Consider the following 13,111-nt stretch of genomic DNA (forward strand, 5'->3'; position numbering starts at 1 on the left):
GCTTGCTGCCACTGGTCTTTATGTAGGCCACGTTTAACCCCGAGTCGTTTCCCCACTTCTCGGGGTTTCTTTTTGCCTGCGAGTTGTCATTGCTCGGCCTGGTGCTCAAAAAACGCTTTGGTTTCTTTCAGGTAGTCGCTGCGCCTTTCCGGATCCAGCCAGTCAGCGTATTGCTGATCCAGTCGATCATGCGGCATGGTGCGTAACAGCTGGTTGATCTCATTGATCGCCTTTCGGCCTTGAGGTGTATTGGAGCAGCCAATGTGCCCGGACAGGTATTTACCCATGCCCTTGACCGGATAGAACTCCAACTGGTCGTCGGCGATCTGTGCCTGATTGGCCTTATAGCGAATTTCCGGCCAGTAACCCAAAACCACCTGCAAGCGACCCAGGCGCTGCATCTGTAACAGACTGCCAAGGGCGTCGTCGCCGTAGTGACGTGTCAACGCATCGGGCAGTGCCTGTTTCAGCAGCGTGTCGAGGAATTGACCATAACTGCGCTCAGCCACCACGCCGACTTTCTTTCGACCACTGGCCAGCATTGCCGCCAGATCGACTTCACCGTCGACAAGAAAGGGTTCCAGCACCGCTCGATCTTCCTGCCGGACGACCAGGCCATTGCTGACGGCACGGAAGGCCGGAATGGAGAACGTAATCCACTGTTCCCGCTCCTTGGTCCAGACCAGCGAGGGATCGCACGTAAACGACGTTTCGTGGAGCATTTGCATGCCGCGGGCCCGGTTGACCCGCATCAGGGCGTGTTGGTATTGCGGCATGCCGGCGATCAACAGTGGCAGCATTTGATCGATGATTCCCTGTCCTTTTTTCGGACCTTCGAGAATCATCGTTGGCGGCAAATCGCGCAGCAGCCAGATCAGCGTCTCTTTGGGCTGCGCCCAGGCGGGAGAGACAAGGCAGGACAATAAGATGAGCGTCGCCAAAACCCGCCAGCCATGGGCGTGAGCGAGTGCTGATGAGCGCAGGCGTTCCAGCTTAGATGGCCCCGTCTTCACGCAGCTTTGCGATCTGTGCCTTGTCATAACCAAGATCGTTGAGTACCTGCGCATTGTGTTCGCCCAACTGCGGTCCGACCCATTCCGAAGTGCCGGGTGTCTCTGAGAGTTTCGGCACGATTCCCGGCATCTTGAAATCTTTGCCGTCCGGCAACTTGGCCTTCAGGAACATTTCCCGGGCCAGGTACTGCGGATCACTGAACATGTCTTCAGCACTGAAGATTCGGCTGGCTGGTACGTCGGCCTGATTCAACTGCTCGATGAGGGTGTCCAGCGGCAGCGAGTTGACCCAGCGATCAATCACCCCATAAATCTCGTCGCGACGGCTATCGCGTCCGTCGTTGCTGGCCAGCACCGGGTCATTGGCCAGGTCCTCGCGACCAATGATCAGCATGAAGCGTTTGAAGATCGCATCGCCATTGGCGCCGATCTGCACATGTTTGCCGTCGGCACTGGTGTGGATAGAGGAGGGCGTGATGCCCGGCATGATGTTGCCGGTGCGCTCGCGGATGAAACCGAACACGTCGAACTCCGGGACCATGCTTTCCATCATGGCGAAGATCGCTTCATACAGCGCCACATCCACCACTTGGCCAAGGCCACCGTTGACCTCGCGATGACGCAACGCCATCAGCGCGCCGATCACACCCCACAACGCAGCAATCGAGTCGCCAATGGAAATCCCGGTGCGCACCGGTGGCCGGTCTTCGAACCCGGTAATGTAGCGCAAGCCGCCCATCGATTCACCGACGGCGCCAAAGCCTGGCTGATCCTTCATCGGCCCGGTCTGACCGAAACCCGAGAGACGCACCATCACCAGTTTCGGGTTCAGTGCGTGCAAGACTTCCCAACCCAAACCGAGTTTTTCCAACACGCCCGGGCGAAAATTTTCGATCAGGATGTCCGCCTCGCTGAGCAGTTTTTTCAGGATCGCCAGGCCGTCGGGGTGTTTGAGATTCAGGGTCAGGGATTTCTTGTTGCGCGCCTGGACGAACCACCACAGCGAGGTGCCTTCATACAGTTTTCGCCATTTGCGCAACGGATCGCCGCCATCGGGGGACTCGATTTTGATCACCTCGGCACCGAACTCGCCGCAAATGCGCGAGGCAAACGGCCCGGCGATCAGCGTACCCAATTCAATGACTTTCAGACCTGAGAGCGGTTTTCCGGTGAGCGGCATGCTGGATCCTGTAGGACAAAGGTTGAGCGAATACAGGGTTTTAGCATAGCCGAACGTCAGACGACCAAGGTTGATTGCCTTCAATTCGTGGATTGCCTACCGCATCGGTTAGACTTGCCGCCTTTCCCCGTATCAAGAAGCCCGTTCATGGCCCAGCCGTCCACGACCTACAAGTTTGAACTGAACCTTACCGACCTCGACCGCAGCGTGTACGAGAGCGTGAAGCAGACCATCGCCCGTCACCCTTCGGAAACTGAAGAGCGCATGACCGTGCGGCTGCTGGCCTACGCCTTCTGGTACAACGAGCAGTTGTCGTTCGGTCGCGGTCTGTCAGACGTGGACGAACCTGCCCTGTGGGAAAAGAGCCTGGACGACCGCGTTCTGCACTGGATCGAAGTCGGCCAGCCCGACGCCGATCGCCTGACCTGGTGCTCTCGTCGCACCGAGCGCACCAGCCTGCTGGCCTACGGCAGCCTGCGCGTCTGGGAGACCAAAGTGATCCCGGCGATCAAGAACCTGAAAAACGTGCACATCGCTGCTGTTCCGCAGGAAGTGCTGGAAACCCTGGCCAAAGACATGCCCCGGGTTATCAAGTGGGATGTGATGATCAGCGAAGGGACGATTTTCGTCACCGACGACCGTGGTCAGCACGAAGTCCAGTTGCAGTGGCTGAGCGGCGAACGCGGCTGATAATTCGCTGCTGGTCCGCGTTACCCGTTTTTATCCTACGTATCCAAGAGAAGCACCTGTCACCCCATGCGCATCGAACCTCGCCTGTTGCCCGACACCCTGCCATTCCTCGGTGATTTGCCGCCGCTGCTGACTCGCCTTTACGCGGCGCGCGGCGTGTTGTCCGAGGCTGAACTGGACAAGAGCCTGGCGCGGTTGATTCCGTACCAGCAACTCAAGGGCATCGATGCGGCGGTGGACTTGCTGGTGACGGCGCTCGAGCAGCGTCAGCGGATTCTGATCGTCGGTGACTTCGACGCCGATGGCGCGACGGCCAGCACCGTGGGCATGTTGGGCTTGCGCCTGCTGGGCGCGGCGCACGTCGACTATTTGGTGCCGAACCGGTTCGAGTATGGCTACGGCCTGACGCCGGAAATCGTTGAAGTGGCGCTGACCCGTACACCACAACTGCTGATCACTGTGGACAACGGTATCTCCAGCGTTGAAGGCGTGGCAGCGGCGAAAAAGGCTGGGCTCCAGGTGCTGGTCACCGACCACCACTTGCCCGGTGACGAGTTGCCGCTGGCCGATGCCATCGTCAATCCGAACCAGCCGGGTTGCGAGTTTCCGAGCAAGGCGCTGGCCGGCGTCGGGGTGATTTTCTATGTGCTGATGGCCTTGCGTGCGCGTTTGCGCAGCCTCGGTTGGTACGAGAGCAAGCCGCAGCCGAACATCGGCGAGTTGCTGGACTTGGTGGCGCTGGGCAGCGTCGCCGACGTGGTGCCGTTGGATGCCAACAACCGGATTCTGGTGCACCAAGGCCTGGAACGGATTCGCGCCGGGCGTGCTCGGCCGGGGATCAAGGCGATCCTCGAAGTCGCCAAGCGTGACCACACGCGCATCACCTCTACCGACCTGGGTTTCATTGTTGGCCCGCGTCTGAACGCGGCGGGGCGTCTGGATGACATGAGCCTGGGCATCGAATGCCTGCTCACCGAAGATGCCGGTCTGGCGCGTGAAATGGCCGCTCAACTCGACGGCATGAACCAGGACCGCAAATCCATCGAGCAGGGCATGCAGCGTGAAGCGCTGGCTCAACTGAAGGATTTGCCGGTCGAGTCGATGCCGTTCGGCTTGTGCCTGTTCGATCCCGAGTGGCACCAGGGTGTCATCGGAATCCTTGCATCGCGTATGAAAGATCGCTATTTCCGCCCGACCATTGCCTTTGCCGATGCCGGCGATGGCTTGCTCAAGGGCTCGGGGCGTTCGGTTCAGGGTTTTCATATTCGTGACGCCTTGAGCGTGGTGGCGGCGCAGCATCCGAACCTGATCAGCAAATACGGCGGCCATGCGATGGCCGCCGGCCTGACGCTGCCAGAAGCGAATTTTCCGTTGTTTGCCGAAGCCTTTGATGCGGAAGTGCGTAGGCAATTACGCGAAGAAGACCTGACGGGGCGATTGCTGTCGGACGGCACGTTGGCGGTCGAGGAATTCCACCTCGAACTGGCCCGCGCCCTGCGCCATGCCGGACCTTGGGGGCAGCACTTCCCGGAACCGCTGTTCCACGGCGTGTTCCAGTTGGTTGAGCAGCGAGTGGTCGGCGAGCGGCACCTCAAAGTGGTGCTGAAGAGTGAGTGTGGTTCGGTAAAACTGGATGGCATTGCCTTCGGCATCGACCGCGACATCTGGCCGAATCCGACCATCAAGTGGGTGGAATTGGCCTACAAACTCGACCTCAACGAGTTTCGTGGCAACGAGACGGTGCAGTTGATGATTGCCCACATCGAACCGCGTTGATGCGAACTTCTGGCACCCAATCCACCTGAACCCTCCACCATCCCCCGATGTCGACTAGTCTCTAAGCACTGCTTGATTATCCTTGTGACGTCTTGTCGAATTTTTTGCCCGCGGGGGCGGGTGTTGCACCTCTTTCCTGTCACTCGTCGACTTTTCAAACAGAACCCTGGAGCCTGCCCACTGATTCGAGAGGTGCCCCATGAGTCTGCTGCTTGAACCCTATACCCTTCGCCAATTGACCCTGCTCAACCGCATTGCGGTGTCGCCGATGTGCCAGTACTCCAGCGTTGATGGACTGGCCAATGACTGGCACCTGGTCCACCTCGGCAGCCGCGCTGTCGGCGGCGCCGGCCTGGTGTTTACCGAAGCCACGGCAGTGACCGCCGACGGACGCATCACCGCCGAGGACCTCGGCCTGTGGAACGATGAACAGATCGAACCGTTGCAACGCATCACGCGTTTCATTGCGGCTCAAGGCGCTGTGGCCGGCATTCAATTGGCCCACGCCGGGCGTAAGGCCAGCACCCATCGGCCGTGGATCGGTAAACATGGCAGCGTCAAACCCGAAGACGGTGGCTGGGTTCCGGTGGGCCCATCGCCGATTGCTTTCGATCCGCAGCACACCCACCCCAGGCAGCTCGATGATGGCGAGATCGCTGAAGTCATTCAGGCCTTTGTCGCTTCAGCCCAGCGAGCACTGATCGCCGGTTTCAAAGTGGTGGAAATACACGCCGCCCACGGTTACCTGTTGCATCAGTTTCTTTCGCCCCTGAGCAATCAGCGGCGCGATCAATATGGTGGTTCGTTCGAGAATCGCATCCGGCTGGTGCTGCAAGTCACCGAAGCGGTGCGTGCGGTGTGGCCTGAAGAGCTACCGCTGTTCGTGCGGGTGTCGGCCACCGATTGGGTGGAAGACGGCTGGAATCCCGATGAAACGGTCGAGCTGGCGCGACGCCTCAAAACGTTGGGCGTAGACCTGATTGACGTCTCGTCGGGCGGTACGGCGGCGAACGCCGAGATTCCTACAGGTCCCGGTTATCAGACCCGTTTCGCCGAACGTGTGCGCAAAGAGTCAGGTATTGCCACCGGCACGGTAGGAATGATCACCGAACCGGCCCAGGCCGAGCACATTCTGCGCACCTGCCAGGCTGACATCATCTTCCTGGCCCGTGAGTTGCTGCGTGATCCGTACTGGCCGCTGCACGCCGATGATGACCTGGGGGGACGCAAAGCCATCTGGCCGGCGCAGTATCAGCGGGCCACCCATCGTGAACAGCCGATTCATGAGTCGGATTTGCGCGACTGATTGATGCTGTAAAACCAAAAAGCCCCGGTCGAGTTGACCGGGGCTTTTGCGTTTCTGCAGCTGTCAGGTGTATTTGCGCTTCTCAGGTGCAGGCGGGAAATACTGGTACAACCAGGTTTCACTCAACGTGCGGTCATGGGTGCGTATGAACAACCGCAGCTCCACTGGTTCTACGCTGTCATTGGTCGGGTACCAGTCAAAGGTAATGCGGTAACCCTTGATGTCATCCAGCACCAGCACGTTGAAGTCCTTGACCTGCCCATTCGAGCACGTGACCACCGGCTCGATCCCCGCGCCTTCAGGCAAGCGATCCAGACCGCCACCCGTGAAGTCCACGGCAAACCGTCGAGCCCAAACCTCCGGGTAATGCTCGCCGGGGGCCCAGCCTTCGATGAAGCCGCCCATGCCTGAACGAGTGGCGTTGACCCGCGCCAACGGCGTGCCGACCGGTGGCAGTGCGCTCCAGTACAGCTTGTAGCCGTAGTTCAGGGAGTCGCCGGCCGCGACCGGTTTTTTCGGGGTCCAGAATGCGACGATGTTATCCAGGGTTTCGCCGGTTGTAGGAATTTCCATCAGATCAATAGAGCCTTCGCCCCACGCGGTCGTGGGTTCTACCCACAGGCTCGGACGCTTGCTGTACCAGTCGACGGTGTCTTGATAGCTGTCGAACTCATGATCGGTCTGCACCAGACCGAAACCTTTCGGGTCGGTGTCGGCAAAGGCGTTGAATTGCAGGGTGGCCGGGTTGTTGAGCGGGCGGCAGATCCACTCGCCGTTGCCACGCCACATGGCCAGGCGATCAGAGTCGTGGATTTGCGGGTGAATCGTGTCGCACATGCGCCGTTCATGGGTGCCGCAGCTGAACATGCTGGTCATCGGCGCGATGCCCAGTTGTTCGATGGCGGTGCGCGCATTGATGTGTGCGTCGATGCCCATGACGACCTGGCTGGCCTGACAGTCGATGTCGAAACGGTAGGCACCGGTGGCGCTCGGTGAATCCAGCAGGGCGTAGACCACGAAACGGGTACTGTCCTTGTCCGGAGTCTCGAACCAGAATTTGGTGAAGTCCGGGAATTCTTCACGCTTCTTGGCATAGGTATCAATCGCCAGACCGCGTGCCGACAGACCGTACTGGCCTGAGGCATCGACCGCACGGAAATAGCTGGCGCCGAGGAAGGACAGCACGTCGTGCTGGTCCAGCTCCGGGGCCTTGAACAGCTTGAACCCGGAAAACCCCAAGTCGCCTGTGAGCTGCTTGGTGTCGACCGTGGTTTTTTCATAGTTGAACAGGGACGGGCGGAAATGCACCTCTCGCGCCTGACGTGTCTTGGGGTCGACGCTGTACATGCGCACCGGTTGTTTGAAACCCATGCCCACGTGGAAGAACTGCACATCCAGCTGACCGTTGAGGTCATTCCACAGCGAGTGGTTGCCGTCGTAGCGGATCGCGTTGAAGTTCTGCGGCGTCATGGTCGCCAGGGTCGGCGGCAGCACCTGCTTGGTGTCCTGATAGCGATTGCCGGCGAGCTGCTTGGCCTGGATCTTCAGCGCTTCGAAGTCGAACGCCTGAGCTTCGCCATCCGCCGCGCCGGTACCGGCCCAGGCCCACGAAGCCAGCAGGCCGGTGGCTGATAATCCGGTATAGGCAGCGATGGCCATGGATGCTTTGAGCAAATTCCTGCGGTGCATAAGTTCAACCTGTCGTGAACAATCCCGCGCCGTTCCTGGCACGTGCTGGATCAAAAATAAAGGTTCGGACATGCCTTCGGCCAAACGCAACGGACATTAAACAGATAACAAATAGCTTAAACCGTTCGGTTGTGTAGAAAAAATGATGGGTAGCACTTTGGCTTCGTGGCAATGAAACAAGAAATGTCGGTTAAGTTTTCCGACAGTACTTTCTGATTTATAGGGCATTTCTGCTTTTTTTGACTAATTACTCTAAAAATCGCTTTTCAGCGCCACGATAGTTCCTATTCTGTGTTCATGACCGACCTCTGCCCTTCAGGCCGGCGACTACAAAAAGGAGAGGGCGATGCGGTTTTTGAAGTTTTCTCGGGCTTATAGAAGGACATCGTCCATGACGAAAGTACAAGGCATCACCCAGTTGCTGGGAATCTTTCCTTGCCTGACCACAGTGCGCCGAAGGCGTCGGCTCAGTTCGGACGAGATGAAATTGTTGGAGCGCTATCGAGAGCTGTCGGAAAGCGACCAGATTGCGATGCGGTATCTGGTGGAGGCGATGAGGAGTGTTTCGCGGTTTTGAAGGAAGGAGATTGAGGCATGCTGGGAAACCAAAGGGATGGACTGCAAAGTCCGTCCCTTTGTGCATCAACTCAACCAGTGGTGAATGGCCGCTGTGCCTGCATCAGATCAGGCATATCCCGCCACTTGATCCAGGCCTGATGCTGCCAATGCAGCAGCGGCACCGAGATCCCGGCCCACTGCAATGAACTCAGGCTTGGAATGTTATCCACAGATGCCGCTTTCGATTCACGCAGCATTGGCATGACCACGTTGCTCAACCACTGGCGAAGGTTTCGGTTTTCCGGGACGAAATGGTGCACCAGAAGGGCATACATCCCTGATTCGCTGACCATCAGTGATTCGAAAGTTTTCCCATTCTTGAGCAACCAGACGTATCGACGCTGGTCCGGATCAAGTTTCAGGGTGAGGCGTTGGTGCATCGGGCGGCCCATCAAGCGACCGAGATCCTGGACTCAGAACCAGGCTTGGTTGTCCTGCATGAAGGCGGGGAGGAAGCGGTTGTGGCGGGTGAAGATGGTTGGGGAGAAGTAAGGTAAAAGCGAGTTTTGAGCGTGTGCTGACATGAAGTGACTTCCGTTTTGAGTAGGAAAGTCGCCACCAACCCTTCGACAGGTTGGGTGGCGGACCGAGTGGCGTTCGAAGTCGGGACACTTCCAATCAAAACGGAAGCCGGAAGGCCCGCGCCACACGGCCCGCCATAAATCAGAACTGAAGACATGAAACTGCCTCAATTCTATGGGGGCGCGTAAGCACCGTTTTGAAATTTCCCGGCTTCGACCCCGGGTCGCTGATTTGGCAGCGACGAGGTAAAGCCTATCGTTCAGGCGCTCGCGGCGCCAAGTCTACCTTGGCGCCGCATGCTGTAGGAATCAGAGTCTTTTCTGGAAGGCTTGATCTTTAGGAACTTCCTGTTTTTGCATGACAGTCAGCGCCACGCGGCGTTTGACTGGAAACTCTATTTTCATTGTCTATGGTCAAAAAGCGCCAAGGAAATTTCGGTGCTTATGGACAGGGTTTAAAAATGGAGAATGCCTTGAAAGTATCCCTCAAACAGATAGACGGTCCTTGGGGCCATCCCAAGGTGGGAAAGATCTACGTCGCGGCATTAACTTGGAAATGAGATAGATGACAACTGTATTTATTGCGGGCTCTATTAATATCAAGCACCTTGATCCGAAGGTTAAAGAGCGTATCAATAATATCGTTGATTCAGAGTTTGATGTCGTGGTTGGCGACGCAGGTGGAGCCGATACTTCTATTCAAGAGTATCTGTTGAGCCTGGCTCGATCTAAAACTACTATTTATTGCAGTGGCGTGGTCCCGCGAAACAATCTTGGAGAGTGGCCCGCTAGAATCGTGGAAACCAAGCACTCCAAAGGGTCGCGAGCTTTTTTTACGGCGAAGGATGTTGTCATGGCCGAGGCTGCGGATTACGGCTTGATGATATGGGATGCAAAAAGTACTGGAACACTGAGTAACGTAATTGAGTTGTTGTCTCAAAAGAAAAATTCGCTAGTTTTCGTTAATAAAGAAAAAGCTTTTAAAGTGGTAGGAAATGTGAGTCAGCTTGATGGGCTTGTTGCATTTATGTCGGACTACGCCAAACAAAAGGCAGATGAAAAAATCAAACTTTTCGATCAGCATATCTGTGCTGAAGCACGATCAAGCAGAACTGTTGCTTTGATGGCTTTCTCTTCAGTCAATAGCCGCCATTAACTCCCCTTTCTCTAGAAGTGTGAGAAAGGGGATATTTCAGCGCCGGCACCACTAGCGGTGCCGAGCGAGCAAAAAACCTTATCGACTAACCTTCCAAGCATCCCCCGCAGGCGCAGTCCCATGGTCATACGGCTTGGCAAGCCACATATAAAGCAGCCCCAGCCCAATCACGATCGCAGTACTCAACACCATCGCGTAGTTGATGTACCACACCGCATCCGGCGTGCGCGGCCAAGCCATGTTGATGATCGCGCCGACGCCATAGACCAGCGCGCCGATGTTCACCGCCCAGCCCCAGGCGCCGAGGGTGAATTTGCCGTTCGGTTTCCAGCCCTTCATGCGCGCATACAACGCGGCGAGCACGATCATCTGGAATGCCAGATAGATACCGATGGCCGCAAAGCTGACGATGGTTGCCACCGCATCCTGCAGGAAGAAGCCCAGCACAATGATCAGCGCCGGCAGGACGCCGGACACGAACAGCGCCGCAACCGGAACCTGGGTCGTAGGGGAAATCTTCTTCAGCAGTGAGCTGCCGATGACCATTTCATCCCGAGCGTAGGAATACAGCAGACGACTCGCCGCCGCTTGCAGGCTGATGACGCAGGATATGAAGGAAATCATCACCACGCCCATCACCACTTTCGAACCGACCGGGCCGAAGGCGTTGTTGAGGATGGTGGTCACCGGGTCCTTGTCGGTGCCGTTGATCACCGCTTGCATGTCTGGCACCGCGAGGATCAGCGCCAGGCAGGCGAACATCGCCGCGATGCCGCCGATGTAGATGGTCATGCGCATGGCCACCGGGATCTGCTTGCTCGGGTTCGGGGTTTCTTCGGCCACGTCGCCGCAGGCTTCGAAGCCGTAATACAGGAACATCCCCGCCAGCGAGGCGGTGAGGAACGCCGGAAGGTAGGAGCCGTCAATGCTGATATCGAAAGTGTTGAACAACACGCTGATCGACTGATGACGTTCGAAGATCAGCAGGTAAACACCGACGATCACCGCACCGACGAGCTCGCAGAGGAAGCCGAACATGGCGATCCGTGCCAGCACCTTGGTGCCGCTGAGGTTGACCAGGGTGGCGAACAAGGTCAGGAACAGTGCGATGACGATGTTGGTGTTGTTGCTCGGTTCAAAGCCCATCATGGCGGCCAGGTACGGACCGGCGCCCACCGCAACGGCGGCGATGGTGACGCACAGGGCGATGGAGTAGATCCAGCCGACCATCCACGCCCAGCGCTTGCCCACCAAGCGACGAGCCCACGGGTACACGCCGCCGGAGATCGGGAACTGCGAGACCACTTCGCCGAAGATCAGGCACACCAGCAACTGGCCGCATCCGACCAGCAAATAGGCCCAGAACATCGGTGGCCCACCGGCGGCGAGGCACAGGCCGAACAGGGTATAAACCCCTACGACCGGCGAGAGATAAGTGAAGCCCAGGGCGAAGTTTTCCCACAGGCTCATGCTGCGATTGAAGTTCGAGGTGTAACCCAGCTTGCGTAGTTGCTCGGCGTCGCTGTCGGCAACGGCTGCAGAGAGTTCGGGTGATGCACTCATGGTGTGTTAACTCCGCAAAATCGGCAGATTTCGGATGTCCGAAACCGTGACAGAGCCATGACGGCGTTGCCCGGATCGGTGGTTATTGTTTTGTGTTGCGGTGAGGCCATCGCGAGCAGGGGAATGTGCCTGCTCGCGAAGCTTTTTTAATGCTTGAACATCACATGCCGAACGACGGTGTAGTCCTCCAGCCCGTACATGGACATGTCCTTCCCATAACCGGACAGTTTCTGACCGCCGTGCGGCATTTCGCTGACCAGCATGAAGTGCGTATTCACCCACGTGCAGCCGTACTGCAAGCGTGCAGACAAGCGATGCGCGCGACCGACGTCCGAGGTCCAGACCGATGATGCCAGGCCGTAGTCCGAATCGTTGGCCCAACCGAGCACCTGCGCTTCATCGGTAAATTTGGTCACCGACACCACCGGCCCGAACACTTCGCGACGAACAATCTCGTCATCCTGATGCGCGTCCGCCAACACAGTCGGTTCGAAGAAGAAACCATTGCCCTCAACAGCCTTGCCACCGGTGATCAAACGGATATGCGGCTGAGCCACGGCGCGCTCGACAAACCCGGCCACGCGGTCGCGATGTTGCGCAGTGATCAGCGGCCCGAGCTCGGTCGACGGATCATCCTGCAGACCGTACTTGATGCTGCTGACCGCTTCGCCGAGCTTCTCGACGAACTTGTCATAGATGCCTTCCTGCGCGTAGATGCGGCAGGCGGCGGTGCAGTCCTGACCGGCGTTGTAGAAGCCGAAGGTGCGAATGCCTTCCACTGCGGCGTCGATGTCGGCGTCGTCGAAGATGATCACCGGGGCTTTGCCGCCCAGTTCCATGTGCATGCGTTTGACGCTGTCGGCGGTGCTGGAAATGATGTTCGAACCGGTGGCGATCGAACCGGTCAACGAGACCATGCGCACTTTCGGGTGTGTGACCAATGGGCTGCCGACCGTAGGACCTCGACCGAACACCAGGTTAAGCACACCGGCCGGGAAAATCTCCGACGCCAGTTCCGCCAGACGCAGCGCGGTCAGCGGGGTTTGTTCCGACGGCTTGAGCACCACGGTATTACCCGCCGCGAGGGCCGGGGCGATTTTCCAGGCGACCATCATCAGCGGGTAGTTCCACGGTGCGATGGACGCGATCACGCCAACCGGATCGCGACGGATCATCGAGGTGTGGCCGTGCAGGTATTCACCGCCCGCCGAACCGCTCATGCAACGGCTGGCGCCGGCGAAGAAGCGGAACACGTCGGCAATTGCCGGGATCTCGTCGTTCAGCGCGGCGTTGTAAGGCTTGCCGCAGTTATCCGACTCCAGTTTGGCCAGTTCTTCGCCGTGTGCTTCGATGGCGTCGGCGAGTTTGAGCAGCAGCAGCGAACGTTCTTTCGGTGTGGTTTGCGACCAGCCTTCGAAGGCGCTGTCGGCAGCACGCACGGCGGCATCGACCTGGGCTTCACTGGCTTCGTTGATTTCGATCAACACCCGACCGAGGGCCGGGTTGAACACCGGTTGGGCGGGGCCTTCGCCGTCGATCAGTTGGCCATTGATCAAGAGTTTGGTTTGCATGGCTTTGTCCTCTTTCTACCGCAAATTC

The 13,111-nt window shown here is 58.0% G+C and carries 10 protein-coding genes and 1 pseudogene; 5 read left to right on the top strand and 6 right to left on the bottom strand.

The features are described from left to right. Window positions 1-86 precede the first annotated feature (86 nt). On the bottom strand, window positions 87-1,040 hold the full coding sequence (locus MO767_RS25050) for a TIGR02285 family protein (protein WP_282482713.1): 954 nt from the start codon (window positions 1,038-1,040) through the stop codon (window positions 87-89). Next, the gene (locus tag MO767_RS25055) at window positions 994-2,193 is read right to left on the bottom strand and encodes a CaiB/BaiF CoA-transferase family protein (RefSeq protein ID WP_282482714.1); all 1,200 of its coding nucleotides are present in this window, start codon (window positions 2,191-2,193) and stop codon (window positions 994-996) included. Before MO767_RS25055 ends, MO767_RS25050 begins: the two co-directional genes overlap by 47 nt. A 147-nt stretch (window positions 2,194-2,340) precedes the next feature. Here MO767_RS25055 and MO767_RS25060 point away from each other — a divergent pair, with 147 nt between their 5' ends. From MO767_RS25060 to MO767_RS25070, 3 genes are all read left to right on the top strand, one after another. Beyond that, window positions 2,341-2,883: a YaeQ family protein gene (locus tag MO767_RS25060; protein ID WP_007897614.1), complete on the top strand. Its 543-nt coding sequence runs from the start codon at window positions 2,341-2,343 to the stop codon at window positions 2,881-2,883. Window positions 2,884-2,949: 66 nt separating this feature from the next. Next, the gene (gene recJ, locus MO767_RS25065) at window positions 2,950-4,659 is read left to right on the top strand and encodes a single-stranded-DNA-specific exonuclease RecJ (protein WP_149631254.1); all 1,710 of its coding nucleotides are present in this window, start codon (window positions 2,950-2,952) and stop codon (window positions 4,657-4,659) included. Between the two features lie 199 nt (window positions 4,660-4,858). Further along, complete coding sequence (locus MO767_RS25070; protein ID WP_282482715.1) at window positions 4,859-5,965, top strand: NADH:flavin oxidoreductase/NADH oxidase; 1,107 nt, start codon at window positions 4,859-4,861, stop codon at window positions 5,963-5,965. 63 nt (window positions 5,966-6,028) lie between these two features. Here MO767_RS25070 and MO767_RS25075 read toward each other — a convergent pair whose 3' ends face one another. Further along, entirely contained in the window at window positions 6,029-7,654 is a 1,626-nt protein-coding gene (locus MO767_RS25075) for a glucan biosynthesis protein D (RefSeq protein WP_282482716.1), read from the bottom strand. Window positions 7,655-8,045: 391 nt separating this feature from the next. Here MO767_RS25075 and MO767_RS25080 point away from each other — a divergent pair, with 391 nt between their 5' ends. Beyond that, window positions 8,046-8,231 carry a hypothetical protein gene (locus MO767_RS25080; RefSeq protein ID WP_282482717.1) on the top strand — a complete coding sequence of 62 codons (186 nt, stop codon included), beginning with the start codon at window positions 8,046-8,048 and terminating at the stop codon, window positions 8,229-8,231. Window positions 8,232-8,301: 70 nt separating this feature from the next. On the opposite strand, the pseudogene MO767_RS25085 reads toward MO767_RS25080, so the two are convergent. Next, window positions 8,302-8,796 (bottom strand): annotated as a pseudogene (locus MO767_RS25085) (Bro-N domain-containing protein). 562 nt (window positions 8,797-9,358) lie between these two features. Here MO767_RS25085 and MO767_RS25090 point away from each other — a divergent pair. After that, complete coding sequence (locus MO767_RS25090) at window positions 9,359-9,949, top strand: hypothetical protein (RefSeq protein WP_282482718.1); 591 nt, start codon at window positions 9,359-9,361, stop codon at window positions 9,947-9,949. 78 nt (window positions 9,950-10,027) lie between these two features. On the opposite strand, the gene MO767_RS25095 is transcribed toward MO767_RS25090, so the two are convergent. Beyond that, entirely contained in the window at window positions 10,028-11,512 is a 1,485-nt protein-coding gene (locus MO767_RS25095) for an amino acid permease (protein WP_282482719.1), read from the bottom strand. A 146-nt stretch (window positions 11,513-11,658) separates the two neighbouring features. Next, on the bottom strand, window positions 11,659-13,083 hold the full coding sequence (locus MO767_RS25100) for a gamma-aminobutyraldehyde dehydrogenase (protein WP_282482720.1): 1,425 nt from the start codon (window positions 13,081-13,083) through the stop codon (window positions 11,659-11,661). Between the last annotated feature and the right edge of the window lie 28 nt (window positions 13,084-13,111).

This window comes from Pseudomonas sp. UYIF39 (assembly GCF_029963765.1).
Taxonomy (GTDB): domain Bacteria; phylum Pseudomonadota; class Gammaproteobacteria; order Pseudomonadales; family Pseudomonadaceae; genus Aquipseudomonas.